This window comes from Microvirga aerilata (assembly GCF_016743775.1).
Classification (GTDB): Bacteria; Pseudomonadota; Alphaproteobacteria; order Rhizobiales; family Beijerinckiaceae; genus Microvirga; species Microvirga aerilata.
In genome coordinates this window covers 1-23,389 of sequence record NZ_JAEQMY010000052.1, presented here as the reverse complement: position 1 = coordinate 23,389, position 23,389 = coordinate 1, and the positions used below count along the sequence as shown (strand labels likewise).

Annotated in this window: 28 protein-coding genes, 1 tRNA gene and 1 pseudogene; 18 read left to right on the top strand and 12 right to left on the bottom strand. The window is 60.7% G+C overall.

Annotation, left to right across the window (positions count from 1 at the left end):
- Window positions 1–39: 39 nt before the first annotated feature.
- Window positions 40–315, bottom strand: coding sequence for a hypothetical protein (locus JKG68_RS23070; protein WP_202063692.1), 276 nt, complete (start codon window positions 313–315; stop codon window positions 40–42).
- Between the two features lie 377 nt (window positions 316–692).
- On the opposite strand from JKG68_RS23070, the gene JKG68_RS23065 reads away from it, so the two are divergent.
- The 4 genes from JKG68_RS23065 (at window position 693) to JKG68_RS23050 (ending at window position 4,969) form a co-directional block, all read left to right on the top strand.
- On the top strand, window positions 693–1,082 hold the full coding sequence (locus JKG68_RS23065; protein WP_202063691.1) for a response regulator: 390 nt from the start codon (window positions 693–695) through the stop codon (window positions 1,080–1,082).
- A gap of 259 nt (window positions 1,083–1,341) precedes the next feature.
- Entirely contained in the window at window positions 1,342–1,788 is a 447-nt protein-coding gene (locus JKG68_RS34815) for a sulfite exporter TauE/SafE family protein (protein WP_202063703.1), read from the top strand.
- Window positions 1,789–2,148: 360 nt separating this feature from the next.
- Complete coding sequence (locus JKG68_RS23055; RefSeq protein ID WP_202063690.1) at window positions 2,149–2,646, top strand: hypothetical protein; 498 nt, start codon at window positions 2,149–2,151, stop codon at window positions 2,644–2,646.
- Window positions 2,647–3,577: 931 nt separating this feature from the next.
- Window positions 3,578–4,969: a hypothetical protein gene (locus JKG68_RS23050; RefSeq protein ID WP_202063689.1), complete on the top strand. Its 1,392-nt coding sequence runs from the start codon at window positions 3,578–3,580 to the stop codon at window positions 4,967–4,969.
- Here the strand turns inward: JKG68_RS23050 and JKG68_RS23045 are convergent.
- Window positions 4,893–5,438, bottom strand: coding sequence for a hypothetical protein (locus tag JKG68_RS23045; RefSeq protein WP_202063688.1), 546 nt, complete (start codon window positions 5,436–5,438; stop codon window positions 4,893–4,895). The genes JKG68_RS23050 and JKG68_RS23045 overlap by 77 nt on opposite strands.
- A 43-nt stretch (window positions 5,439–5,481) precedes the next feature.
- On the opposite strand from JKG68_RS23045, the gene JKG68_RS23040 reads away from it, so the two are divergent.
- From JKG68_RS23040 to JKG68_RS23020, 6 genes and pseudogenes are all read left to right on the top strand, one after another.
- Window positions 5,482–6,251 (top strand): IS5 family transposase gene (locus JKG68_RS23040; RefSeq protein WP_202063687.1). Its coding sequence is split into 2 segments (ribosomal slippage): window positions 5,482–5,803 and window positions 5,803–6,251, totalling 771 coding nucleotides; the frame shifts between segments, so codons are not numbered across the junction.
- A 1,239-nt stretch (window positions 6,252–7,490) separates the two neighbouring features.
- On the top strand, window positions 7,491–8,039 hold the full coding sequence (locus JKG68_RS23035; RefSeq protein ID WP_202063686.1) for a recombinase family protein: 549 nt from the start codon (window positions 7,491–7,493) through the stop codon (window positions 8,037–8,039).
- Between the two features lie 112 nt (window positions 8,040–8,151).
- Window positions 8,152–8,276, top strand: a pseudogene (locus tag JKG68_RS34810) (arsenical-resistance protein); the annotation flags it as partial.
- A 106-nt stretch (window positions 8,277–8,382) separates the two neighbouring features.
- The gene (locus tag JKG68_RS23030) at window positions 8,383–8,685 is read left to right on the top strand and encodes a DUF421 domain-containing protein (protein WP_202063685.1); all 303 of its coding nucleotides are present in this window, start codon (window positions 8,383–8,385) and stop codon (window positions 8,683–8,685) included.
- Window positions 8,686–8,697: 12 nt separating this feature from the next.
- Complete coding sequence (locus JKG68_RS23025) at window positions 8,698–8,958, top strand: YetF domain-containing protein (RefSeq protein WP_202063684.1); 261 nt, start codon at window positions 8,698–8,700, stop codon at window positions 8,956–8,958.
- Window positions 8,959–9,127: 169 nt separating this feature from the next.
- Window positions 9,128–9,406, top strand: coding sequence for a hypothetical protein (locus tag JKG68_RS23020; protein WP_202063683.1), 279 nt, complete (start codon window positions 9,128–9,130; stop codon window positions 9,404–9,406).
- A gap of 16 nt (window positions 9,407–9,422) precedes the next feature.
- Here the strand turns inward: JKG68_RS23020 and JKG68_RS23015 are convergent, their stop codons facing one another.
- A complete protein-coding gene (locus JKG68_RS23015; RefSeq protein WP_202063682.1) occupies window positions 9,423–10,127 on the bottom strand; it encodes an NAD-dependent deacylase in 705 nt (234 codons plus the stop codon).
- Between the two features lie 502 nt (window positions 10,128–10,629).
- On the opposite strand from JKG68_RS23015, the gene JKG68_RS23010 reads away from it, so the two are divergent.
- Together JKG68_RS23010 and JKG68_RS23005 are read left to right on the top strand one after the other, a co-directional pair.
- Entirely contained in the window at window positions 10,630–10,899 is a 270-nt protein-coding gene (locus tag JKG68_RS23010) for a hypothetical protein (RefSeq protein WP_202063681.1), read from the top strand.
- A 322-nt stretch (window positions 10,900–11,221) separates the two neighbouring features.
- On the top strand, window positions 11,222–12,202 hold the full coding sequence (locus tag JKG68_RS23005; RefSeq protein WP_202063680.1) for a tyrosine-type recombinase/integrase: 981 nt from the start codon (window positions 11,222–11,224) through the stop codon (window positions 12,200–12,202).
- 203 nt (window positions 12,203–12,405) lie between these two features.
- On the opposite strand, the gene JKG68_RS23000 is transcribed toward JKG68_RS23005, so the two are convergent.
- A tRNA-Leu gene (locus JKG68_RS23000) sits at window positions 12,406–12,490 on the bottom strand.
- 194 nt (window positions 12,491–12,684) lie between these two features.
- Here JKG68_RS23000 and JKG68_RS22995 point away from each other — a divergent pair.
- Window positions 12,685–13,791: a complex I NDUFA9 subunit family protein gene (locus JKG68_RS22995; RefSeq protein WP_202063679.1), complete on the top strand. Its 1,107-nt coding sequence runs from the start codon at window positions 12,685–12,687 to the stop codon at window positions 13,789–13,791.
- Between the two features lie 20 nt (window positions 13,792–13,811).
- On the opposite strand, the gene JKG68_RS22990 is transcribed toward JKG68_RS22995, so the two are convergent.
- A complete protein-coding gene (locus JKG68_RS22990) occupies window positions 13,812–14,543 on the bottom strand; it encodes a sulfate transporter family protein (RefSeq protein WP_202063678.1) in 732 nt (243 codons plus the stop codon).
- 88 nt (window positions 14,544–14,631) lie between these two features.
- Here JKG68_RS22990 and JKG68_RS22985 point away from each other — a divergent pair, with 88 nt between their 5' ends.
- Window positions 14,632–15,930 (top strand): flavin monoamine oxidase family protein, encoded by a 1,299-nt coding sequence (locus tag JKG68_RS22985; protein ID WP_202063677.1) that lies wholly within the window; start codon window positions 14,632–14,634, stop codon window positions 15,928–15,930.
- Window positions 15,931–15,940: 10 nt separating this feature from the next.
- On the opposite strand, the gene JKG68_RS22980 is transcribed toward JKG68_RS22985, so the two are convergent.
- The 4 genes from JKG68_RS22980 to JKG68_RS22965 all read right to left on the bottom strand — a co-directional run bounded on the left by JKG68_RS22980 (window position 15,941) and on the right by JKG68_RS22965 (window position 18,668).
- Window positions 15,941–16,219: a hypothetical protein gene (locus JKG68_RS22980; RefSeq protein ID WP_202063676.1), complete on the bottom strand. Its 279-nt coding sequence runs from the start codon at window positions 16,217–16,219 to the stop codon at window positions 15,941–15,943.
- A gap of 19 nt (window positions 16,220–16,238) precedes the next feature.
- Window positions 16,239–16,958 carry a Crp/Fnr family transcriptional regulator gene (locus tag JKG68_RS22975; protein ID WP_202063675.1) on the bottom strand — a complete coding sequence of 240 codons (720 nt, stop codon included), beginning with the start codon at window positions 16,956–16,958 and terminating at the stop codon, window positions 16,239–16,241.
- Between the two features lie 192 nt (window positions 16,959–17,150).
- Window positions 17,151–17,528, bottom strand: a complete 378-nt coding sequence (locus JKG68_RS22970) for a response regulator (protein ID WP_202063674.1) — start codon at window positions 17,526–17,528, stop codon at window positions 17,151–17,153.
- Between the two features lie 147 nt (window positions 17,529–17,675).
- A complete protein-coding gene (locus tag JKG68_RS22965) occupies window positions 17,676–18,668 on the bottom strand; it encodes a 2-hydroxyacid dehydrogenase (RefSeq protein ID WP_202063673.1) in 993 nt (330 codons plus the stop codon).
- A gap of 165 nt (window positions 18,669–18,833) precedes the next feature.
- On the opposite strand from JKG68_RS22965, the gene JKG68_RS22960 reads away from it, so the two are divergent.
- Both JKG68_RS22960 and JKG68_RS22955 read left to right on the top strand, forming a co-directional pair.
- Window positions 18,834–19,367: an SH3 domain-containing protein gene (locus JKG68_RS22960; protein WP_202063672.1), complete on the top strand. Its 534-nt coding sequence runs from the start codon at window positions 18,834–18,836 to the stop codon at window positions 19,365–19,367.
- A 72-nt stretch (window positions 19,368–19,439) separates the two neighbouring features.
- Window positions 19,440–19,589 (top strand): DUF3096 domain-containing protein, encoded by a 150-nt coding sequence (locus JKG68_RS22955; protein WP_202063671.1) that lies wholly within the window; start codon window positions 19,440–19,442, stop codon window positions 19,587–19,589.
- A 19-nt stretch (window positions 19,590–19,608) separates the two neighbouring features.
- Here the strand turns inward: JKG68_RS22955 and JKG68_RS22950 are convergent, their stop codons facing one another.
- The 3 genes from JKG68_RS22950 to irr form a co-directional block, all read right to left on the bottom strand.
- Complete coding sequence (locus JKG68_RS22950; protein ID WP_202063670.1) at window positions 19,609–20,022, bottom strand: hypothetical protein; 414 nt, start codon at window positions 20,020–20,022, stop codon at window positions 19,609–19,611.
- Between the two features lie 147 nt (window positions 20,023–20,169).
- The gene (locus JKG68_RS22945; RefSeq protein WP_202063669.1) at window positions 20,170–21,048 is read right to left on the bottom strand and encodes an EamA family transporter; all 879 of its coding nucleotides are present in this window, start codon (window positions 21,046–21,048) and stop codon (window positions 20,170–20,172) included.
- Window positions 21,049–21,092: 44 nt separating this feature from the next.
- Window positions 21,093–21,563: a Fur family transcriptional regulator Irr gene (gene irr / locus JKG68_RS22940; protein ID WP_246515752.1), complete on the bottom strand. Its 471-nt coding sequence runs from the start codon at window positions 21,561–21,563 to the stop codon at window positions 21,093–21,095.
- Between the two features lie 363 nt (window positions 21,564–21,926).
- On the opposite strand from irr, the gene fabA reads away from it, so the two are divergent.
- A complete protein-coding gene (gene fabA / locus JKG68_RS22935) occupies window positions 21,927–22,448 on the top strand; it encodes a 3-hydroxyacyl-[acyl-carrier-protein] dehydratase FabA (RefSeq protein WP_202063668.1) in 522 nt (173 codons plus the stop codon).
- Window positions 22,449–22,662: 214 nt separating this feature from the next.
- On the top strand, window positions 22,663–23,389 hold a 727-nt coding region (locus tag JKG68_RS22930), incomplete at its 3' end, for a beta-ketoacyl synthase N-terminal-like domain-containing protein (RefSeq protein WP_281399200.1).

Here is a 23,389-nt window from a genome sequence, read left to right as displayed (position 1 = left end):
GCCACAAGTGAATGACAGCCACCGAGCGTGGTGGCCTTGTCATTCTATAAGAGGCTGTGTCGAGGTGCCAGTTTGGTCAGGTTCCTCAAGCACGCTCGCTTCTGGCGTGAGCACAACGTCTTCCTTCCGTGGTCCCTCACCTGGAACCTCAACCGTCTTGCAATCCTTCAGGGTCGCACTCTGCATCTCAACGGCGGAGGCGTGCTTCAAGCAGTCGTCATAGCTTGGAAACAGCTTGTCCCACGCCTGTGCGATATGGTGTTCGGCAGGATTTGCGCTGCTGAGGATAAGGATCAAGACGTACTTCACGGCCATGGGTACGACCCTCCGAGCCTACGGAGGGGTAAACTCATCAATCGCGATGCCGTTCAAACAGCCGCACTTTCAGTGCCCACAAAAGAAATGGTTTATTTTCCTTGCCAAGATTGCTGAGCTATTTGCAGTTCTTGATGATGTGACGCAGTGGCATGTCATGCACCACAGTTTGGCAGGATCGAGGACCTTGGATTTGGCGAGAAAGTTAATCAATCCATTCTGAAATATCGGTCAGATTTTCATAGGTATGTCGGACTGATTTCATCGAATGTTGAGCGTATAGCCCCTAATATCCCGTTAGCTTCCCTTGTCCTTTCCTGATCAAAGAGCAAAGCTCAGCCTTAACAAGTCTTCGATAATCAGAAGGGGGCCACCGGATGATTTTTCTTGCAGAAGATGACGCGGTGATCGGGCTGAACCTCGAAGATGATTTCCGAGATGTTGGCTACAATGTGGCTGGACCGTTTTCCACATGTGCGGCGGCCTTGGAATGGCTCAAGGGTAACTCACCGGAAGCGGCGGTAATCGATGCCCTTCTCAAAGATGGACTCTGCTCCGATCTGGCCCGCGAGCTTTGGCGGCGTGGCATTCCTTTCGTAGTCTACTCGGGTCTCAGCCAACAAGCCGCTCCTCCCGTGTTCAAGGGTATGCCGTGGATTGAGAAGCCAGCGCCTTTCAGCACAATCTTCGAGGCAGTTGGGGCTTTTCAGCAAAGCATCGGCGGCATTCAGTTTTGCTCCGCTGCCATGCCCATAATTCGAGTCTGAAGTTTCAGCTTGAGTGTGGAACCAATCGGAGATCATGACTGTAATCGCGGCGTCGTCTTTTAACGATTCTCGGGTCGTGGACGAGTGCTGAAGTAACGCCAACGGCTCGGAAGATGCCGTCGTCCTGAATATCGTCGCCGCGTTCGCTTCTTGGCGCTTCACGAAGGCGGGGTTCTTCCGTTGGCGGACATTGTGGCCATTCATCATCGGTGCAATCCCGATGGCCTTCGTTGGAGGATCGATTTAGCTACCCAGCCACATCTACTGGCCACTCGTCGGTGTTGTCCTTCTGATTGCCGCCACCCGGCTCCTGTGGCCAAAGCCGCTGAACACCGAGGAATGGCGTGACCCGCCGATCCTGCTCGACATTTCAGGCGGGGACGGAATCGGCTTCCTCTCAGGGCTTACGGGAATTGGCGGTGGCATCTTCCTGTCGCTGTTATTGCTGTTCGTGGGATGGTCGGAGACGAAGACTGCATTTGGTGTTGCCGCCGTCTTCATCCTCGTGAACTCGATCGCCGGTCTCCTTGGCAACCTCACCAGCGTTGGCTCCCTTCCGTCCGATCTGCCGCTCTTGCTTGAGACTGCCTTTCTCGGTGCGGTGATCGGGACAACGCTCGGGATCAAACTCGCCACGCCAATCATCCTCAAGGCATTCAAAGCGGTTTTGGTAATCGCTGGATTGAAGATGATTAGGGTTTGCTGATCGATTAGCGGGCTGCGATTGCTGATCGGGGCCGGGCGCGCTAATGGCTCTTGGAAGATGATTTCCGGGATTGTTGAAGAAGAAAGCACAAACTTCCAGCCGATTGTCTACCTCTAAGATGTCACCAACTCGACCGGAACCTTCCTGGTCATCTGGTGATTCTTCGTTGACTTCAACGGGAGGTTTCCAATGCCCCATTCTAAGACCGCAGCATGGTCTATTCTGCCAAACCAAAAGGCAGTCGATCAGACCATTCACCGCCTCACCCAGAGTGGTTTTTCGCGCAACAATATCAAGGTCACCCGGCGTGCCGATAATCAGTTTGATATCCACGTCCACACCACCCCTGACCGTCTTCCAATGGTTGAGCGGCTGATCCACACCTCCGCCCCGCTCTATGTGCTCCGCACCACGGCGACCGGCGTCCGAGCCACGATGGCCTCGAAACCCCTGTTGAGCGTGGGGGCCGTGGCTCTCGCCGGGTATGCCCTCTACACCTATATCACAAAGGGGCGGAAGCAGGCTGTCCAGTCCCTGACCGAGCTTCCGCGCACGATCCGCGATCTCCCCGTGGACGAGTGGGCCGATAACGTCGCTGACGCTGCCGAACAAGTTGCTGAGACGGTGCGGAGTACCGTCCAGGGCATGAGCGAGAAAGTCACCAACTTGGGCGACCAGTCAGGCGGTCCTGAAAAGCCTGCTGCCAGCGGCCCGGCCTCAACAACTGGGACCTCTGCTGCCTCAAGCTCGATCACCCCGACGAGCCCGACAGGGGTCACGAAGTCCCCACAGACTACCGGAGCCACCCCACAGACAACTGGTCAACCGAATGAGCAGAAGACTGGCCAGAACACGTAGGCGCAACTGGTTCGAGGAATACAACTTACAAACAAACGAAGGTGGTGGCCGGGGCAATCCATGTCCAGCCGCAGCCTAAAATTCCGGTTCGGCGTGGCTCGATGAGGGTGACGAGCCATCGCCGCTTGCAAGGCCGTTCATTCAGCAATTTGCGTTCGCTGCGTGTCTGGCCGCCTGCGGCGAGCCGATCACGTTCTTCCTTCTTCGCAAGCGAAGAGGTGGATTTCAGGAGCCGAAATTCGGCTGCTTAATTGATCTCGACACCTTGGTATCTTCAAACCGCCGCTCGGCCTGTGGCGGGATCAGCGCGGCAGCGCTGCGTCGCGTCAGAGGTCGAAGCGGCACGAGGATCGCGCCCGAGCGCTTCAGCGCGAGGCGCGAGCGGCGTCATATCCCCGATATCCATCCAGATACGATTTAAGCACTGACCGGAGGTCACCTCAATCCCAGAGAGAATTGGACGAGGGGCGCTGGCGCACCCCGTCGTGCCGAGGACGCCATCACTCACCCGCAAGCGGGTTCGCCATGCCGCCCTCGTCGTCTGTAGATAAATATCGACTTTTGAAATCTCAACGATGTATCAAGAAATCACGTTCGCACTTCTCTTTATTAGACACGCTGCGAACGCAACTTTCATGGTGTTATTGTTGAAGGTCTTACTTTGATTAACGTAGTTATTGGCCCGCCCGGTTGCGGGAAAACCGAATACTTGCATGATACGATGCTTTCTTCGTTAGGGCGTTGGGTGCTGGCGCTCCCTCGTACTGCCCTGATCGATGAGCAGGCCGCTGCCTTGGCTTCAAAGGTTCTCGGTCGGCGTGTTTCAGTCGCGATTGAACCCATCCATTCCGACCAAACCAACAAACGCGGCAAGGTTGGACGCCGCATCGAAACGGCTCTTCGGGATCATTCTTCTTCGGAGCATTCGATCGTGATCGTCACCCATGAGGGTCTGCTCGGACTTGATCCCACCCTGTTAAAGGGCTGGAACACCGCGACCGACGAAGTTCCCGAGGGCGGCATGCTCTCGGGCGTGTTCAAAGCCGGAAATGGCTGGAGGACTATGGCCGACCTATACCGGCTTGTCCCGGTAAATGTCGGTGGGTCATGGTACCTTGTGGTGCCCCGCGATGATGTTGAGCTTCCCACGATCGGCGAAGTCATCAGCGATGCGGCTGAAGCCCTGGTGGCATTCCACAAGGCGGCGCTCTGTAAGACGAGGGCCGTCTACGTTGACATCGCTGACTGGCAGAAGGCCAAGGGCACGAAGAAGAAAGTAAGATGGTACTCATGCTGGAGTCCTACAGGTCTGGCAGAGCACGCCACCTCAGTCACCTTCGCGGGCGCTGGGATGCTTAACAGCCTCATGTACCATGTGGCTCGACAGGCTCATCCGGGTTCGACGCCATTCGAGGTGATGAACATCAGCGAGCGGGAACCGAGGACCGCACGACCCACGGTTCTAATCTACTACTACACGCGACATCTTGGAGCGACGACATGGTGGGGAATCGACGAGGGCAGCCGGTGCCTTGTTGCCATCTCCAAGCACCTTGAGGCCATAGGCTTCGACGGCTACTGGTCTGGGAACGATGTGATCCGCCCATACTTCCGACACCGCTTTGACGGTGTGGAGTGCCAGCCTAAGATGGCGGGGACCAACACCCTCCGGCATCATACCCGCTGCGCTTACTTCTACAGCAACAAGGCCCAGACGGGCGATGACGCTATCCTGGAGGCGCTCGGGCTGGCCAAGGACGACATTCGTCGAGCCCGCGAGGACGAAGACATTGTCCAGTTCGTGTTCCGAGGCGCACTACGGAATGGCCACTTCTCCGACACCTATGAAATCCACCTTTACAGTGACGATCAGGCGGAGCGCTTGAAGGATTATCTCGTGGCCAGCGGGATCAGCGATGATGTTCGTCTTGTCGCCGTGGAGGCGGCAGGGATCATGGACGTGGAGCGCCCCGAGTCGAAGACTGTCTCCCAGACGGTGAAGATTGATCCTCTTACCTTCAAGCAGCGCGAAGAGAGAAGGAAGGCTAAGGATCGTGAGCGGATGCAGATAAATCGAGATCGGAAAAGGGCTGCGAAGGTTGCCAGCGGCACCGCTCGTGGGCCGGGCCGTCCGCCGAAGAGTGCTGTTCCGGTGGAGGTTATAGCGACAGACTATCTGGAAATCCGAGCCCAAGAGACGCAGCCAGCCGAAGGTCAGCTTTTCACTGACTTTCATCTTCAGACCCTCACAGCACCACCGGCATCGCATCATGCTCAGCGTTCAAAGCACACCGCTCCTCCGTCAGAGCCCTCGTCAACCTAACCTTTCCAGCGGGTTCGATTGCCAGCTTCAGATGTTGGTAGCGGCCATGGTGCGGTCCAGCGTTGAAGATCATGCTGGGCCGCACCGAAAAGTAGACCTCGTTGCGCAGTTCCTTTTCGTCGATCGCTCGTAATGTGGTCGGCCATCGGCGTCCGAACGCGTGCAGGAATTCATCCTCTAAGATGGCCCCGAGGCTGGCAATCCCTTTTATGTGCCCATCAGCGTTCAGCCAGCCCCAAAGCCCCACATCTCGCCACCACCTTGATTCTCGACGCCTGTAGTCCAGCACGTTGCGCACCTGAATGCGCCAGGACCGGAAATCAGCTTGGGAGGTGAGGGTCGGCGTGAAGGTGATCGCGAACAGTCGGCGCGGATTGGTGGTGAGGATGCGTCGGCTGATGTTGAGACTGTACCGCCATGTGCAGGATTCACATGATACGGAGTAAGGCCTGTTAGCGCTTGAACTCATTGCGTCTGAGGGCGTTTTGCTCGTCCTGATCCGAGGAGGAGCCATGCTGACGGACGCACAATGGGCGATGCTGGAGCCTTTGGTGGAGCAGTGCCGTCCGAAGGGCAAAACCCCACCGAATGATCTGCGTCGTACCGTTGAGGCCATCCTCTGGCGGCATGAGAATGGTGCCAAGTGGCGTGCTGTGCCGGCTGAACTGGGCCCGTGGTGGCGGGCGGCCCAGACCTTCATCCGCTGGGCGCGCCTGGGTGTCTGGGAGCGTCTGCTCAATCTGGTGCAGGAACGTGGGATCCAGCTCGGAATGACGTTCCTGGACGGCACCAGCGTGCGCGCTCATCAGAAGGCGGCCGGAGCTCGCCGAAAAGGGGCTCTCAAGCTCAACGAGACGATCGTGAAGCACTTGGCCGGTCTCGTGGGGGATATGGCACCAAGGCTTGCGTGATCGCCGACGCTCTCGGACGCGCCATCGCCTTTCGGATCTCGCCCGGTCAGGCGCACGAGCTGCCGCAAGCGGTTCCGTTGCTGGACAGCCTACCCGGCATACCCATGTGGGTGGTCGGAGATCGCGGCTACACCAGCCATGCCTTTCGCGAGCATGTCTGGAGCATGGGCGCCCGACCCGCAATCCCGGCGAAGTCCAACGAGGCGCCGGTCGCCTGCCCAGACTGGATCTATAACAATCGCAACGTGGTTGAGCGGCTCTGGGCGAGGCTCAAGGAGTGGCGGGCTGTTGCAACCCGCTACGAGAAGACGGCCTCATCGTTCATGGGCATACTCTGCCTCGCCGCCGCTCTCGACTGGCTCAAGACCTAACAGGCCCTAGCAGCGATGATCGGAAGTGCAAATATGCTTCACGACAGTCTTCATGATCTTATTTATAGACCCGAGGCGCAAAGATTAGATATAGTTTGTTCAAGTTTGGGGTTTATGAGGATCGTATATTCCAAACAAGTCAACCTGTTTAGTATCTCGCATTTACAATTTTGAAAGAACACCACATAATAACTACGAGTAAGATTATTGCCAACTATTTCGAATCAAAAAACTATCGACATCCTACAGGCACGATCATCGAATGCCTACGGATCGGCCCGAGAGGCAGGATTGGCCCGATTAGGGGAAGTCTGATCGAACACATTGGGTCATGTTCATCAGGCGGTACCGAGAACCATCCAAAAGCAGAGTTTGCCTCTGCCCATGATCGCTTGTTCCAGGGTCAGTGGCACCCCACGAAAGCATTCTTCGGGGGCAGGCTGGTGGATGTCCTGTACGATCAAGATGGAGGCACAACCAACCGGCACTTGATGGATATGATAAATCAAGCCCGAGCAGTGTTCCGCGATCTCCCTGAACTTGGACCGAATGTGGTCGCAAAGGGCGAGGGACTTGTTATCTTCAGCAAAGTAACAAAGCCATATGCCGATATAGGTGAGATGTTCAGTTCCGAACTGAGTGCTGAACTCAGTAATTTTCTCACAGGATGGTGGCAAGCTATATGGACTGCCGATGGTTGGCGTGTATACGCTGACGACCTCAATGGTCTGTCCCGCATGAGGCTGGCACTACCACAATGGTAGCCATAGCAAACTTAGCCTCGGTGCTTTTGAGGCGCCGAGGCCGCCACTCGGTCATCCGTCTCAGAGTGCGGGCGCTCCGACGATGCTGGAGTTTCCCGCAAGGTAGAAGCTCAGTTTAGGAGCCGGTGCACGCTCCTCACGCTGATCCCGAGTTCCTTCGCGATCTCAGTTTTCTTCAGGCGTCAGGTGTCCATCACACAGACCTGATCGGCTTCGGCATAGTCGGTCCGAGCACGGCCTCCAGTCCATCATGCGCGGCTTTCACGGTTCGGTCACACATATAGGCCGGTGCGATGCAGATGCCGCTCATGAGAGCGCGCGCCACTCCATGCGAACCCAACCTCGCTTAACTTGAGGTGAATGTGTTTCTTTGAACCTGGGTTCAGCGAATAGGCGGTACCACTGTATCTTTGTTGAAGCATCTCGATGGTTGATACAAAGTCGTCCAGTGTCTGTCTCAGAAAGGAACACCGGCTTGATCATCGGCTATCGGCGCTCTTCAACGGCGGAACAACAGGCGGGCTTCGAGGCTCAGGCTGAGACGCTAAAGAAGGCCGGTGCCGACAAGGTGTTCGGCGAGATGGTCTCTTCGGTTTCTGAACGCGTTGAACTGGATCGTGCCCTGGAGTTCGCCCGCGAGGGTGACGTGTTCATGTGCACCTCGCTGAGTCGGTTAGCGCGTTCCCTTCCGCGGATGTTCGAGATCGTTTCCCTGCTGGACCGGAAGGGCGTCACCCTGCGCATCCTCGACATGGGCCTTGACACTTCCAGCAGTACGGGCCGTTTGACGCTGAACCTTATCGGGTCGATCTGCCAGTGGGAGCGCGAGGTAATGCTGGAGCGCCAGCGTATCGGCATCGCCAAGGCTCGCACCGAGAAAAAGTACCGTGGACGCAAGCCGGTGGCTGTGCCGAACGCGGATGCCGTCCGCACCCTCAAAGCCGAGGGTTGGGGCATGACGCAGATCGCCAGGAGGCTCGGCATCAGCCGTGCCAGCGTCTACCGTGCCCTTGAGAGTGCGTGATCAGGACCATCGACAGTGCCAACCACGTTGCTGGTCTGGCGCTTCCAGGCTTCGCCCTGGACTCGATAATTGACAGCGAGAGCACCGCTGCATGCCCGTTGCAGTGTACATTGGTGCCGCCATGGCTACTGTCGCTGGTGTGCTTGTCGAGGTTCCCGCAATGCTGTCGGTGGTTCGGATCTGAAAGCACCACGCGGCTGGTACGAAGGCGAACCGCCTGCCGCCACAACGCGATGACCGCAAGGAAGGCACCGCAGACTCATCGCTGCTTCTCGATCACCTTGAACTCCCCCTGAGCCTGTCCCGTTGTTCTGCCTCCTTCGCGAACTCAGGAGGTTACAGGATGGATGAGATCATGGATGCCGTGGACGTGGTGCTGGGCCTCGGGCTGGAGAGCCGGGAGATCAACGTTCTCCAGATGGGGCTCCGCGCTGCTGTGGTGTTCATTGTTACGGTGCTCATGGTGCGGCTGGCCAAAAAGCGCTTCATGGGCCGAGCAACGGCCTTTGACGTAATCCTCGGGATCATGATCGGCTCGATCGTTAGCCGTGCCGTGACCGGCAATAGCCCTTTCCTCCCTGCTCTGGGAGCGACAGCGGTGCTGCTCGGGATGCACTGGCTGTTCTCCGGGATTGCCATGCGCTGACACGGGTTCGGCTTGCTCATCAAGGATAAGCCTCGCACCCTGATTCGAGACGGTCAGGTGGACGAGCAGGCCATGCGCAAGGTGCACATGACGGAGCACGACCTCTGGGAGGATCTGCGCGGGAAGGGTGTGTCTGACCTCAAGCAGGTGGCCGAAGCCCGCCTGGAGCGGAGCGGCAACCTGAGCGTCATCAAAGCCAGACAAGATCCCAAGGTGGTCGAGGTGCGGGTCCAGGACCGAGTGCAAGTGGTTCGGATCGAGATCGGAGGGTAGTGGCACCGTCCCGACACATTCAAAGATGGTAAGGAGTCCTCCGCCAGCCCAAGCTTATGTCCCCTTGCGGGCTTCACCCCATCGATCCTCAACCCACGGGCGAGGGTTTTCGCGGACCAGTGCTGCTCGGGGATAAATACATCCAGAACTCAAAGACTGGAGACCTCCCATGAACATTCTCGACATTGCCAACCAACACAGCCGTGAGCAGGTTGAAGCTGACCCGAACGTCGCCCTAATGATTGTGCACCCTGAAGAGCGCTTGGATGCTACTGCGATGATCCAGGCCAGGAGCGGGGTGAAGGTCGTCCACCGTGAACCGGGGCTGGGCGGCGACACGGTCCTCTACATCCGCTGTGACGATGAATGGGAGAAGGAAGGGCTGGAGCGGGCCTGGATGTCGTTCAGGCGCTCCCGTCGCACGCTGTCGCCTCGGCACGGAAAGTGAGGGTGAGACCGACCCTCTATAAGCTTGCCAGCACCTTCTCCACCCACGCCGGGACAGCGGTGCTGGCTGGCCCATAGTGGGTTTCATCGAACTGCCGCGCATTGTCGGACGGCTCCAGGTTGACCTCGCAGGTGCGGATGCCGTTGCCGCGAGCCTCAGTCACGAACCCTGCGGCAGGGTACACCGACCCCGAGGTGCCGATCGCCACAAAGAGGTCTGCCCGTTGAAGGGCATCACAGATGGTGTCCATCTCCAGTGGCATCTCGCCGAACCAGACCACGTGGGGACGGAGACCACCGGCCTGAGCACAGGACGGGCAGGGGACCTCAACACCCAGGTCATCCCGCCAGGGGATCACCACCTCACAGCGAAGGCAGCGCGCCTTCAGGAGTTCTCCGTGCATATGGACAACCCTGCTCGACTCGGCCCGCTCATGAAGGTCATCGATGTTCTGCGTGCACAGGAAGAGATCGCCCCCGTGCTCCGTCAGGGCTGCCCCCAGCCGGGCGATGGCGCGGTGAGCCGCATTCGATTCGGCAGAGAGGAGGTTTGCTCGGCGCGCATTGTAGAAGGCATGCACCTGATTGGGATCATGAGCGAACGCCTCGGGCGTGGCGAGCTTCATTGGATCGAACCGCGCCCAGATGCCTCCTTTGTCTCTGAAGGTGCCCAGGCCGCTCTCGGCTGAGATGCCAGCGCCGGTCAGCACGAATACCCTCATTTCACTTCCTCCTGCCCTCAGTCATTCCCAGGCAACCGTTTCCCGTTAACGCGCACCGCCGCGCCAACCTTTGATTTAAGTGTTCTGGCACCCGCTTTGGTACAACTCGTCCCGTATTGCAACGGTCAGCGCAAGAGAGGCTGCACGGCAACCAAAAGCGATTGGTTTCAAGCAGGCGACCCTGACGCTGGAAGGAACAGAGCCAGCAACGGCTCAGTTATGGCATCTCGGAAAGTCAGCCAGTTATTTTGCCGTAGCCTATCCAAATTACGACCGGCACTGGAGCCTCACCATCAGGTTAGAGGAGTGAAAACCTGGGCGGCTCTGTCTGCCGCCAAATACCTCGAATTTCAATTTCGACTTTTCAAGATCGTCTCAGGTACGGTTCACAGCAGTTGGAGGCCGTTTGGGCATCCGATCACGAACACGCCGCCCTCCGAGGCGGGTACCGGACATTCAAGATTACGGAGCGTGGACCCGGTAAGCTTCGAAGTGAATTGCTATGACTATTGCAAAGAAAAATATTTGCCTGCCGGAAGGCGTACAGGCTGTCGGATTGACCGAAAATCAAGTTGCATGCTTGTGGGGCATTTCCCCGAGCCAGTTCGCAGAACTCAAGCGCAAGAGTCCTGAACTTCTTCCGCGTGCCCGTCGTGCTGGAAACCGCAAGGTGTACTCATGGATCGAATCAGTGGAGACTTTTCACAAGCTACCCTTCTGGGATGACGATGAGGATGCTGCCGGTTCGGATGATGAGTGGAGCGTGAACTGATGGCTCGGGCGAAGAAAGGACCAAAGGCCACCGCGAGCGGCTGGCCTCACGTGTACAACCTTCCCAACCGTCATGGTCGAACGCGCTGGTACTTTTGGTTCGGACGCAAAGGCCAGCGGCAGTACCGCGTGAAGGATGACATTATTTATGGCTCTGAGTTCCAGGTCGCCTACGCTCGCTTCTGGGCTGGTCAACATCCATACCAGAACAAGAAGAGACTGAGAAGGCGCGTCTTGCGATCGCAGCGTTACCGCCTCAGAAGCCTGTGACCCCTCGCACCAGTTTCCCTCATGGAACTTGGGGATGGCTCTGCCTTGAGTACATGAAAACAGACACCTTTCAAACGCTGAAGAACCGGCGTGCAATCGAAGGGCAGTTGCGTTGGACGTGGAGCCAACCTCTCAAGAGCAAAGATCCCGGTGGCCGCACCTTTGGCGAAATGCCTGTAGACAGGCTCGATACCGAAGCCATTCAGGCCCTGGTAGATCGAAAAGTCCGAATCAGGGAGGGCGAGAAGGTCCACAAGCGAACCGGTCGCTCCCAGGACGTGGTCGCAACGGTTGGTGCTGCGCAGAAGAACAACCTAATCAAGTGGGTCAGAGGCGTGCTGAAGCTCGCCATCAAGCGCAAACTCGTGAAGGTGAACTACGCTATCTCGGTCGAGAAGGAGAATATCAAAGGCGGGGGGTACCGGATGTGGACAGACGAAATGTGGGATCGAATGGTGGAAGCCTACCCCCTCGGCACCAAGCAGCGCCTAACCTTCGATCTCGCAGGCTACACCGGACAGCGTCGCGGTGATGTTTACGTTCTGGGATGGGACCAGTTTATCCCGCCCGATAAGGGCCTTCCCTACGGCTCTCTTCGGGTTGAGCAGGAGAAGGGTGACAATGGCGATCCCTATGTCGCTCATATTCCAATTCTCGATGAGCTTCATGAAAGTCTCAAAGCTGCACAGGCAGCGGGCATTCTGGGATCAAAGTTCTTCATCCGGCTTGACCGTGATGACCGCCCTTACGTGAAGGAGAGCTTCGGGAACACAGTTCGCAAGTGGCTCAATCAGGCGGGCATCCCGAACGGGTATAGCTTGCATGGTCTGCGGAAGCTCTGCGTGTGCCGCCTCATCGAGCGTGGCTGTGACCCTCACGAGGTGATGGCATTAACGGGGCACCAGACACTGAAGGAGATCGACCGCTACGCCAAAGCCTACTTTCGCGAGAAGAAAAAGGCGAGTGTCTACGAAAAGTGGCGAACTGGTGCTGCGAGGGCAGCAGCCAAAGCAGAGGCCCTCCAAGCAGCTTAACCAAGTTACACCGCACATCTATCCAAGCCGCCTTCGGGCGGCTTTTTTTTATGAGCGAGCGCTGGCGAACACTCAGTGAACTTAAAGGATCGAGATAAGAGAACGAAGGGGGACGATTTTTAAGCACCTAAATTTAAGCACCCTCCCCTGCCGGGCCTGAGATGATGCTAAGTGCCTGTAAAACAAGAACCATCTTGAAGAGATGGTGCCCAGGAGAGGACTCGAACCTCCACGGTGTTACCCGCTGCTACCTGAAAGCAGTGCGTCTACCAATTCCGCCACCTGGGCATGCCTGTTCGGCGAGGTTCGTTTACGGTGCTTCAGGCGGCGCGTCAATCACTGAAAACGCGTCCGATGCGCTTTCTTGCCCATGCACCTCTTCACAGGCCAGCGGCGTTTGACTAGAGACGTTTCTCAAGTTTCACACCCAAGCTCCCTTCAAGCTCTTCCATGGGCAGGAGAACCTGGGCAGGAGAGTTTTCATGATCGGTGCCCTTCGCACGCCTGAGCAACAAATCGTCACCGTCTTCGGCGGATCGGGCTTTCTCGGACGCTATGTGGTGAGCCTTCTCGCCAAGCGCGGCTACCGCGTCCTCGTGCCCACTCGGCAGCCGAATCTCTCCAACTTCCTTCCCCTGGGGAAAGTGGGGCAGGTTCACCCGATCCATGCCAACCTGCGCCATCCGGACTCGGTCGCCAACGCGGTGGCCCGGGCCGACCATGTTATCAACCTGGTCGGCATCCTGCAGGAAAACAGCCGCCAGAGCTTCGATACGCTCCAGGCCAAGGCGCCCGCCCTTATCGCGCAGGCTGCCAAGAAAGCGGTGACCATCACCCATGTGTCGGCTATCGGGGCGGATGCGAACTCCGAATCGGCTTATGCCCGCTCCAAGGCGGAAGGCGAAGCCGCCCTGCTCCAGGTGCGGCCGGATGCGGTGATCCTGCGTCCGTCGCTTTTGTTCGGGCCAGGCGACAACTCCTTCAATCGCTTTGCGACGCTGGCCCGCATGTTGCCGGTGCTGCCGCTTCCGGGTGCCGACACCCGCTTTCAGCCGGTCTATGCAGGCGACGTGGCCGAGGCGATCGTGCGGGCGGTCGACGGTGCGGTGCCCGGCGGGCGGGTTTACGAGCTCGGCGGCCCCGAGGTCCGCACCCTCCGCCAGATGATGGAACTCGTGTTCGAGGTCACCGAGCGCCGACGCGTCATTGTTCCCGTCCCGAACGCCGTGGCCCGGGCTCAGGGCAGCGTCATGGGCTTTCTCGACAAGCTCACCCTCGGGCTCCTGCCCAACGAGATCGTCACGACCCGCGATCAGGCGATCCTGCTCGAGAGCGACAATGTGGTCTCCGAGAGCGCTGTCAGCGAGGGCCGGACCATCCAGGGCCTCGGCGTCACGCCCACCACCATCGAGGCCATGGTGCCCACCTATCTGGTGCGCTTCCGCAAGACGGGCCAGTTCGATCTCAAGCGCAATGCGACCCCGAGCACGACGCCGGACCTGCTGGCCCCTGAATCCGGGGGTGCCGGGTCCGGCTTCCACCCGGATCGCGCCATCGGCCCCGCCACCAGCCAGTCGGCGCACCGCTGAGAGGTTCGGCCTGAACCCCTTCAGGTCTTCTCGATCGACGCGACCCCTGTGCGCGGAGCCGCGATCCGCCCCGTCTGGCCCCGCGTGAGCTTCTTGTGCAGATGAACCATCATCACCGCGCCGAAGACCGGGGTGATGAGGTTCAGCACCGGCACCAGGACGAGGCCGGCCACCACCGCTCCTCCCGCCAGCACCGTGCCCCGGTGCTCGGTGCGCAGGCGCGCCACATCCTCCGCGGACCAGAAGCGCCCCGCCGCCAGCTCGAAATATTCACGGCCCAGCAGATAGGCATTGGCGACGAAGAAGGCCCCGATATTGATGCCCGGAATGAAGAACAGGAGCAGGGCGACGAGGTTCACCAGGATCGACAGGCCCGCGAAGCGCAGCCCGTAGAGAATGGCCTTTCCGAAGGGCAGGGCCTGGCCCGGGGGATCGGACGGGTAGTCCTTGTGTTCCACAACCTCGGCCACGTCGTCGAGGAAATAGCCTGCCACGATGGCCGAGATCGCGGGCAACAGGTAGATCAGGGCGACGAAGAGACCGAAGCCTGCGAGAAAGAACGCGAGGCTGTCGACGATCGGGTAGCTGGCGCTCAGGTCGTGGTTGGTGAGGAAGATGTCGAGCAGCTTGGTGAGGCCGAGCCAGACAAGGACGAGCAGCGCCACCGTCAGTCCGATCGATTTCCAGAGAATGCGCCGAAGCGCGGGCGAGAAAACCTCGCGCATGGCTGAAAAAACCGATTGGATCAGCATCTGTCGTTTGTCTCCTTCGGGGCTCTACGGGTTGCGCCCATGATCTCGCATGTGGCGCCTCACGCGGTGCAAGGCGCGGACTTTACTTATGAACGGACCCGCCGCAAGGCGAGGGGTGGAGGAAGCTGTGCAGTCTGAAAGCGTATCGACGCCAAACCCCGCTGCAACGCCCGACGTGGTGGTGGTCGGCGCAGGAAGCGCTGGGATCGCGGCGGCGCGGCGCCTGATGGTCGCCGGGTTGACGGTGACGGTGCTGGAGGCGCGCCGCCGCATCGGCGGGCGGACGGTGACGGCCCGCTTCAAGGGCCACCCGCTCGATCTCGGTGCCCATTGGCTCCATGCCGGGCCGATCAACCCCCTGGTGAGGCTGGGCCGCCGGAGAGGCGAGCCCCTGCGCCGGGCTCCGGTGGAAGGGCACTTCTTCGTCAGGGGCAGGCCGGGAAGCCGGGCGCAGAGCGCAGCACTCGACCGGGCCTTTGCAATGGCCGACCGGGCCATGACGCAAGCCGCCAAGGGCCGCGAGGATCAGCCGGCGGGACGGGTCCTGCCGCCGATGGGACCGCAAGGGCGAAGGGTTGTGGCCATTCACGGCCTCGTCTCGGGCCGCCCGCTGGACGAGGTGAGCCTGCACGATTTTCCGAGCATGGAATACGCCGACAACCTGTTCATCGCAGGCGGCCTCGGCGCCTTTGTGAGCCGCCTTGGCCAAAGCCTCCCGGTCCGGCTCGGCACCGCCGTTCACGCCATCGACTGGTCGGGATCGGGCGTGCGGGTCGAAAGCACGGCCGGCACGCTTCAGGCCAAGGCCGTGCTCGTGACGACCCCAATGGCGGTACTGCAGCAGGATGCGATCCGCTTTGCGCCGGCCCTGCCCAACGGCGTCCAGGAGGCGATCCACGGCTTCACGCAAGGGGTCTACGAGCATGTGGTCCTGCACTGGCCGGACTCACCGTTTCGCGGTGCTGACCGGCTGGCGAGCCTCACTGGGATGCATCGGGATCCTCCCGGCCTCTTGACCTGCATCGACGGCACGCCGTTTCATTTCTTCGAGCTCGATCAGCCCACGGCCGCAGCGCTCGACCGGCGCGACGCTCACGCGCCCCACCGCTATGCCCGCGAGGTGCTGGCGGAGCAGTTCGGCCACCGGGCGATCCGGAATTTGAGCGCCGTTCACACGACCCGCTGGCGGCACGATCCCTGGTCGCAGGCCTCCTGGGCCGTGGTGCCGCCGGGTTTGTACGCGGTTCGAGACACCCTGAAAGCCCCAGTCGGGGAGCGGATCTGGTTTGCCGGCGAGGCACTCTCCCGGGCCCAGTGGGGCACGGCAGGAGGGGCATGGGAGGAGGGTGAGCGGGCAGCCGGGGAGATCATCGGTCGGCTGGCTTAGCGCCGGGCACTCAGGAAGGCGCGAATCCCGCTTCCAGCCTGACACGCACCCATTCGACGGCTTCCTCCAGGTTTGCAAAGACCGGAGGCGTGATGCTCATGATGTCGCTGCAGGGACCGAAGCCCGCTTCAAGATGCCATCCTCCGGCGGGACGTTCTCCCCCAGCAGTCTCTTCGGCGGGAACCTGGGTCAAAACGGCGACCAGATGTCCATCGGTGAGAACGAGCTGCCCTTCATGGGGGCCGCCATCTGCGAGGACCGGAAGGGACTGGAGGGTAATCTCACGCATGACGTATCCGATGGTCCCGCTACCGATCTTCGTTCTGGAGGCTGAGGTAGGTGGAGGTGAACTCGCCCACTTTCTTCAGCCGCTCCCAATCGAGAATGGTCAACGCGTCACCCTGGAATCGAATAAGACCTTCCTTGCGCAATTCCTGCAGCACGCGATTCACGTGAACGGTCGACAAGCCCAATGTATCCCCGAGCTCCGCCTGGGTGATCGGAAGCTGGATCGTGTCGCCCTCGGCGCGCCCGACTGTCTTGAGGCGCAGATAAAGCTCACAGATCAGGTGCGCCATATGAGCCGTGGCTGACAATCGACCCATCGCGGTGAGCCACTCGCGATGGATCGCGCCGTCGATGAGGGTGTTGAGCCAGAGCATCCGGGTCAGATGAGGGAACTCGTCGGTGATCTTCTCGAGCGTCGCATGGGGAACGGTGGCGATGCGGCAGGTGGTGAGGGCCAGAACGCCGTGGTCCATCGTTTTCAGCAGGAAGCTGTGCAGGTCGAGGAAGTCGCCTGGAACATGGAGAGCCGAGATCTGGCGCCGGCCATTGGAGACGATCTTGTAGCGGGCAGCAAAGCCATCCAGCAGAAGGGAACTCTCCGCCGGACGATCCCCCTCCCGCACGATGTCCTCGTCCGCCTCGACAACCCGGATGCGCGCGATCGCGTTTTCCAGCGCTCTCTTCTCGTCGTCGGAGAGCTGGTCACGCCGTTCGAGCTTCAAAATCAGGGGGTTGGTCATAAGGGTCATGAAGGGGAGAAGAACAGCCCTGTTCTGGCCAAACTCGGTTCTTAGTCGCACTCACATATGTTTATGCCGGAGATGGTTTTTGGTTGCAGCGGTGCGTAAGCCCAAGTCTTCACGTCCGCGAGAGGCATGGGGCAGCCTCTCAGCCATTTCTCCCGACAGAACAGGGGGTTTGAGATCAAAGCTTCAGCCGATCAGGGACTGGATAACCTGTGCGGGTGCCTGCTCCCCATAGGGCTTGGGGATGAAGACGGCCTTGTCGGGCAAATTGTCGCCGCTCGGCTGGAGATGACCGGAGGTGATGATGACGCAAATATGCGGCCATTGGCTGCGAACGAGGGCTGCAAGCTCCAAACCGTCGATCGGGCCCGGCATCTGCACGTCGGTGAACAGAACCCGGATATCGCTGCGGCGGCCGAGAACCTCCTGCGCCGCCTGGGCATTGGCGACTTCGACAACCTCGAACCCTGCATCCTCCAAGGCATCGGCCGTTGCCATCCGGACGAACATCTCATCCTCGACGAGAAGCACCACTGGTCGCAAAGGATTTGCATCACCGTTCATTCGAACCGGTCCGTTCGCAACAGGGTTGATCGTGGGGGGTATGCCGTCCGACTCAGGTTCATTAACATAAGTTAGAGCGACGTTCGGACAAGGGCCAATGCGCAGGAACATCGGGACGATCCAGCTGCGATGAGCCGGCTGCAGCCGTCAGAGCATGCTCGGCAGCACGCGATCCGGCGGCTTGTGGCCGTCCACGAAGGCCCTGATGTTGACGATCACCTTCTCGCCCATGGCGACGCGGCCCTCATGGGTGGCTGAGCCCATATGGGGCAGGAGCACCACCTTGCCCTGCTTGGCAAGCCGCACGAGACGCGGATTGACCGCAGGCTCCTCCTCGAACACGTCGAGGCCGGCGCCCGCGATGGCGCCCGTCTCGATAAGCTTGGTAAGTGCCCCTTCGTCGATGATCTCGCCGCGGGCGGTGTTCACCAGGATGGCGTCGGGTTTCATGAGCTTGAGGCGCCGGGCCGAGAGCAGATGATAGGTGGCGGGCGTGTGCGGGCAGTTCACGGACACGATGTCCATGCGGGCCAGCATCTGGTCGAGGGATTCCCAATAGGTTGCTTCGAGCTCCGCCTCGATCTTGGGCGGAACGTGGCGGCGGTTGTGGTAGTGGATCGACAGGCCGAAGGCCTTGGCCCGCCGGGCGAGCGCCTGGCCGATGCGGCCCATGCCGACGATGCCGAGGCGCTTGCCCGTGATGCGCCGCCCCAGCATCCAGGTGGGCGACCAGCCCGACCACTCTCCCTCCGGGATCACGCGCGTGCCCTCGGGCAGGCGACGGGCCACCGCAAGGATCAGCGCCATGGTCATGTCCGCCGTGTCCTCGGTGAGCACGCCGGGGGTGTTGGTGACGGTGATGCTCTTCGCAGCCGCCGCCGAGACGTCGATGTTGTCGACGCCGTTGCCGAAATTGGCGACGAGCTTCAGATTGGGGCCGGCCTGTTCCAGCACGGCAGCCGTGATCTCATCCGTGATCGTCGGCACGAGAACGTCGGCGGTTCTGACGGCCTCGCCGAGTTCCTCCGCCGACAGGGGCTTGTCCTCCAGATTGAGACGGGTGTCGAACAACTCGCGCAGGCGCGTTTCGATCACGTCGGGCAGGCGGCGGGTGACGACGACGACAGGTCTCTTCTTCATCGGTACGTGGTGTCCCCAGCACTGAAAAATCGGCGAAATGAAAAGAGTTTCACGCTCTCTTAACCCTGCTTCGGCGATCAAAGGCGACGACCCGCCGCGTGGCGGCGTCCGTCAAGCTTCTCTACCAGAGCCTTCAACTCAAGACAAAGCCACTTCGGGGGAACCATGCGCAAGATCGTCCTTGCCCTTGCTCTTTTCAGCCTGAGCACGGCCTCGGCGCTGGCGCAGCAGCCTCCGGGCGGGCGTCTCGGAACCGGGCTGCCGGTGCCCCGCTACGTGAGCCTCAAGACGGACCGGGTGAACCTTCGCGAGGGTCCCTCCAAGGACCACAGGACCGCCTGGGTGTTCCAGCGCGCCGGACTGCCGGTGGAGATCATCGCCGAATACGAGACCTGGCGGCGCATCCGCGATTCGGAGGGCACGGAAGGCTGGGTTCTCCACTCGCTCCTGTCGGGACGGCGCACGGCCCTCGTGATGCCTTGGGTCAAAGGCCAGCAGCCTCCGATCAGCCTCGTTGACCGCGCCGACGACAAGGGCGGCGTGGTGGCCCAGCTGCAGCCGGGCGTGATCACCAACATCAAGGGATGCGACGGCAAATGGTGCCGGGTGATGATCGTGATGGACGGCGCGCGGGACGTGGACGGCTACATCCAGCAGGAGAAGCTGTGGGGCGTCTATCCCAACGAGACCGTGGAGTAGGGTCTTTCCAGTTTATCAAGAATTCGGGCGATAGAACGGAGTAACAGCCCTATCCGCCCGAAAGTCCGCTCCATGACCCTGTCGCTCAGCCTGAAGAACCTTCTTCCGATCCTCGCCCTGGTGCTCGGGGCGGCTTCCATCGTGGCGCCGCGCTTTCTGAACGTCATCGTGGCGATTTTCCTGATTGCCTATGCCCTGGTGGGGTTCGGGCTGCTGCGATAGGGCAGCCCGGCCTGGAGCTTCATCTCAGGGCCTCGGGTCCCTGCCATGGGAACGGCCACGGCCCTGGCTTTCCTTGATCCGCCTGGTCCTTGCTTCCCTTCCCTTTGGCTTTCCCCAGCATGCCCTCCACGGCGTTCGTGGAGCTGTGAACCCGGACCCCGCGCACCCATTCCGGTACGGCAAAGGTCAGTCCGACGGAGATGGGCGATATGACGAAGAGAACGATCCCGGCAGGAGCCGTGGCGATGAAGTCCAGATCCAGGATACCGTCTTTCGGGGTATCGATATAGATCCAGGGGCCGAGCCTCGGGTGCGTCCAGCCTGTGGAGTTGACCTTTCCTAAAGCCGAAACCGTAACGGCCGGCGGGGATCCGTCCGTCACATTCAAAGCTTCGATCCGAACATCTTCTATGCTGTGGACTCGTGTATCCATGGCCACACCTCCATATTCCAGAGGTTTTATAGCATAGGATCACTCAACTTCTGATTATCACTAATCGCCAGGAGCCTACCCTCCGGGATTAATACGGCCGTTGTTAGGATGGGTACTCCGCCCGCTTCTGCTGACGATTGTGCTTTCTCAGCGCGCCGTGGAGCGCCGCATGAAGCGGGGCCCGAAGACGTTGAAGGCGAGACCCAGCACGATGACGGCCCCGCCCAACGCCTCGATAGGGTGCATAGCCTCGTCCAGGAAAAACACTGATCCAAGGATGCCCGCCACGGGCACCAGCAGGGCGAAGGGTGTCACGGTAGCCGCCGGATGCCGGGACAGGAGATAGGCCCAGATGCCGAACGCGAACACCGTCGTCGGATAGGCCAGATAAGCGATGGCCGCCACGGTGCTGCCATCGACCTGCCTCAGGGCGGCGATCACTTGCGCAGGGCCGTCGAGCCAGAGCGAGAGGCCGAGCAGCGGCAGCGGGGCTACCAGGCTCGACCAGACGATGAAGCCGAGCATGTCTACGCGGCCGGCCCGCTTGGACACGATGTTCGCCACGCCCCAGGAGGCAGCGGCGAGCACCGTCATGAGGAAGGGCCCGGCTCCCCCGCCGCTGAGGCGCGGCCAAGCGATCAGGACGAGGCCGCAGCATGCGACGAGACCGCCTACCGCCTGATGCGGCCCGGGCCGCTCGCCCATGAGAACCGCGGCGAACAGGACCGTGAAGAAGACCTGCGCCTGCATGACCACGGAGGCGAGGCTTGCCGGCATGCCGATGGCCAAGGCCGCAAAGAGCAGCCCGAACTGGGCGACGCCCAGGAAGAAGCCGTAGGCCACGACATTCTTCCAGCTGGTTTTTGGGCGGGCGACGAAGAAGACCGCCGGAAACGCCGCGAACAGGAAGCGCAGTGCGGCCAGCAGCAGGGGCGGCGTAGAGCCCACGCCGAGCTTGATGACGACGAAGCTGAGGCCCCAGATGACCGTGACGAGAATGGCGGCGAGGCTGTGGCTGAGCGGCATGTGTTTTGAGAACCGTGCCGCTCCGTCGACCGGAACGCGGGCGTTCAGGCGGCTTTGCGGCGCAGGCGGACGATCACCTCGACGCCGGCCACTTCCATGCCGGCCGGCGGCTCGGGCAGGTCGGCGACGCTCAGGCCCGACGAGGGCATGTCGACGAGTTCGCCCTCGTCCTCCAGGAAGAAGTGATGGTGCTCGGTCGGATTGGTGTCGAAATAGGCCTTGACCCCGTCCACAGCGAGCTGGCGCAGCAGGCCCGCTTCCGTGAACTGGTGCAGGGTGTTGTAGACGGTTGCCAGCGAGACGGGGACCCGGGCACGGGAAGCCTCGTCGAAGAGGATTTCAGCCGTTATATGCCGGTCGCCCTTGCCGAACAGGAGCCAGCCGAGGGACACCCGCTGCCGGGTCGGGCGGAGACCCACGCGGCGCAGCTTGTCCCGGAGCTCGGACAGGGGGCAGCCCTTCCGTTGAACCGGAGCGGTCGTGGACTCGATATAGGCGGACAAGGGATCGGTCATCATCGGAACTGAATGGAGGAATAAGCGCTTCTACCATCACAATCATAGGAAAGCGAGAGGTTTACCGCAAGGCTGACCCGGGATCCTAGGAATGCGGTCGACCCCGGGTGGAGGGGTATTCCGCCTCTGGCCCGGCGCACCGTGCGGATGAGCGGATCCGGGTTTCCGCATGATGCATTCATTCAAGGAGGCGCTTCGGATGAAGCCGGAAATGGCAAATCCGCGCTTGGGTCCGATGCTCAAGCTCCCTTTGATGGATGGCCAAGCCTGTGCTACCAGAGCCCCGAACCCGGGCCTTGGAGGTTTCCTCCGGAAATCTTTCGAGGCCGCTTTGATGACGCGATGAAAGGATCGGCTTTCGGCATGGCCCGCCAGTCCAGTTTTGATTATGAAGAGCTCCTTGCCTGCGGGCGTGGAGAATTGTTCGGCCCCGGCAACGCGCAGCTGCCGCTTCCGCCCATGCTGATGTTCGACCGCATCACCTCCATCGGCGAGGATGGCGGCGCCTACGGCAAGGGCCACGTGGTCGCGGAACTCGACGTGAGGCCGGACCTCTGGTTCTTCCCCTGCCACTTCAAGGGCGATCCGGTGATGCCGGGCTGCCTAGGGCTGGACGCTCTCTGGCAGATGACGGGCTTCTTCCTCGGCTGGGGCGGCTCCCCCGGTCGTGGCCGCGCCCTGGGCGTCGGCGAGGTGAAGTTCACCGACCAGGTGCTGCCCACGGTCAAGAAGGTGGTCTACGGCGTCGATCTCAAGCGCGTCTTCCGCTCCAAGCTGGTGCTCGGCATCGCCGACGGCTGGCTCGAGGCCGACGGACGGCGGATCTACGAGGCCAAGGACATGCGCGTCGGCCTGTTCCAATCCGAAGCCGCAGCCGGCGGCTAGGATGCGGAGCGCCGATCGGGGTCGGCGCATCGGCCGTATCGGATTGACAAAGCGTGATCTTTTCGGAAAACCCACCTGCCGCCGGGCGAGCAGGCTTCGGGGCGAAAGATCATGCTTTCGCCTATTCGCAGGCTCACCGTTGAGAATGAGCGGGGGCGGCCTTACGTGTTGGAACGTTAGGCTTGGCATCGAAGGTTTTTTGAAGAGGTAGGCTATGAGGCGCGTCGTCGTCACCGGAATGGGCATCGTGTCGTCCATCGGCAACAACACGCAGGAGGTGCTGGCCTCTTTGCGTGAAGCGAAATCCGGCATCAGCAAGGCTGAGGATTTTGCGAAATACGGCTTCCGCTGCCAGGTGCAGGGCGCCCCGAGCCTGAACCCGGAAGAGATGGTCGACCGCCGCGCCATGCGCTTCCACGCCAAGGGCACGGCATGGAACCATGTGGCCATGGACCAGGCGATCCGGGATGCGGGCCTTGAGGAGAACGAGATCTCCCATGAGCGCACCGGCATCATCATGGGCTCCGGCGGTCCCTCCACCCGCGTGATCGTGGAAGCGGCCGACATCACCCGCGAGAAGGGTCCCAAGCGCATCGGCCCGTTTGCGGTGCCCAAGGCCATGTCCTCCACCGCTTCTGCAACTCTTGCGACCTGGTTCAAGATTAAGGGCGTGAATTATTCAATCTCGTCGGCCTGCGCGACGTCGAATCACTGCGTCGGCAATGCCTACGAGATGATCCAGTACGGCAAGCAGGACGTGATGTTCGCCGGTGGCTGCGAGGACCTGGACTGGAGCATGTCCAACCTCTTCGACGCCATGGGCGCCATGTCCACCAAATACAACGACACTCCGGCCCGGGCGTCCCGCGCCTATGACGCCAACCGCGACGGCTTCGTCATTGCCGGCGGCGCGGGTGTGCTCGTGCTGGAGGAGCTGGAGC

Excerpts from the sequence above, each read along its gene's own strand:
- JKG68_RS22990 (WP_202063678.1), bottom strand. The coding sequence starts at position 14,543 with ATGCTGATCCAATCGGTTTTTTCAGCCATGCGCGAGGTTTTCTCGCCC.
- JKG68_RS22965 (WP_202063673.1), bottom strand. The coding sequence starts at position 18,668 with ATGAAGAAGAGACCTGTCGTCGTCGTCACCCGCCGCCTGCCCGACGTG.
- JKG68_RS23005 (WP_202063680.1), top strand. The coding sequence starts at position 11,222 with ATGAAAACAGACACCTTTCAAACGCTGAAGAACCGGCGTGCAATCGAA.
- JKG68_RS22970 (WP_202063674.1), bottom strand. The coding sequence starts at position 17,528 with ATGAACGGTGATGCAAATCCTTTGCGACCAGTGGTGCTTCTCGTCGAG.
- JKG68_RS22975 (WP_202063675.1), bottom strand. The coding sequence starts at position 16,958 with ATGACCAACCCCCTGATTTTGAAGCTCGAACGGCGTGACCAGCTCTCC.
- irr (WP_246515752.1), bottom strand. The coding sequence starts at position 21,563 with ATGACCGATCCCTTGTCCGCCTATATCGAGTCCACGACCGCTCCGGTT.
- JKG68_RS23055 (WP_202063690.1), top strand. The coding sequence starts at position 2,149 with ATGGTTGAGCGGCTGATCCACACCTCCGCCCCGCTCTATGTGCTCCGC.
- fabA (WP_202063668.1), top strand. The coding sequence starts at position 21,927 with ATGGCCCGCCAGTCCAGTTTTGATTATGAAGAGCTCCTTGCCTGCGGG.
- JKG68_RS22950 (WP_202063670.1), bottom strand. The coding sequence starts at position 20,022 with ATGGATACACGAGTCCACAGCATAGAAGATGTTCGGATCGAAGCTTTG.
- JKG68_RS23070 (WP_202063692.1), bottom strand. The coding sequence starts at position 315 with ATGGCCGTGAAGTACGTCTTGATCCTTATCCTCAGCAGCGCAAATCCT.
- JKG68_RS22985 (WP_202063677.1), top strand. The coding sequence starts at position 14,632 with ATGAACGGACCCGCCGCAAGGCGAGGGGTGGAGGAAGCTGTGCAGTCT.
- JKG68_RS22945 (WP_202063669.1), bottom strand. The coding sequence starts at position 21,048 with ATGCCGCTCAGCCACAGCCTCGCCGCCATTCTCGTCACGGTCATCTGG.
- JKG68_RS22955 (WP_202063671.1), top strand. The coding sequence starts at position 19,440 with ATGACCCTGTCGCTCAGCCTGAAGAACCTTCTTCCGATCCTCGCCCTG.
- JKG68_RS23010 (WP_202063681.1), top strand. The coding sequence starts at position 10,630 with ATGACTATTGCAAAGAAAAATATTTGCCTGCCGGAAGGCGTACAGGCT.
- JKG68_RS23045 (WP_202063688.1), bottom strand. The coding sequence starts at position 5,438 with ATGAGTTCAAGCGCTAACAGGCCTTACTCCGTATCATGTGAATCCTGC.
- JKG68_RS23015 (WP_202063682.1), bottom strand. The coding sequence starts at position 10,127 with ATGAGGGTATTCGTGCTGACCGGCGCTGGCATCTCAGCCGAGAGCGGC.
- JKG68_RS22995 (WP_202063679.1), top strand. The coding sequence starts at position 12,685 with ATGATCGGTGCCCTTCGCACGCCTGAGCAACAAATCGTCACCGTCTTC.
- JKG68_RS22980 (WP_202063676.1), bottom strand. The coding sequence starts at position 16,219 with ATGCGTGAGATTACCCTCCAGTCCCTTCCGGTCCTCGCAGATGGCGGC.
- JKG68_RS22960 (WP_202063672.1), top strand. The coding sequence starts at position 18,834 with ATGCGCAAGATCGTCCTTGCCCTTGCTCTTTTCAGCCTGAGCACGGCC.
- JKG68_RS23020 (WP_202063683.1), top strand. The coding sequence starts at position 9,128 with ATGAACATTCTCGACATTGCCAACCAACACAGCCGTGAGCAGGTTGAA.
- JKG68_RS23030 (WP_202063685.1), top strand. The coding sequence starts at position 8,383 with ATGGATGAGATCATGGATGCCGTGGACGTGGTGCTGGGCCTCGGGCTG.
- JKG68_RS23065 (WP_202063691.1), top strand. The coding sequence starts at position 693 with ATGATTTTTCTTGCAGAAGATGACGCGGTGATCGGGCTGAACCTCGAA.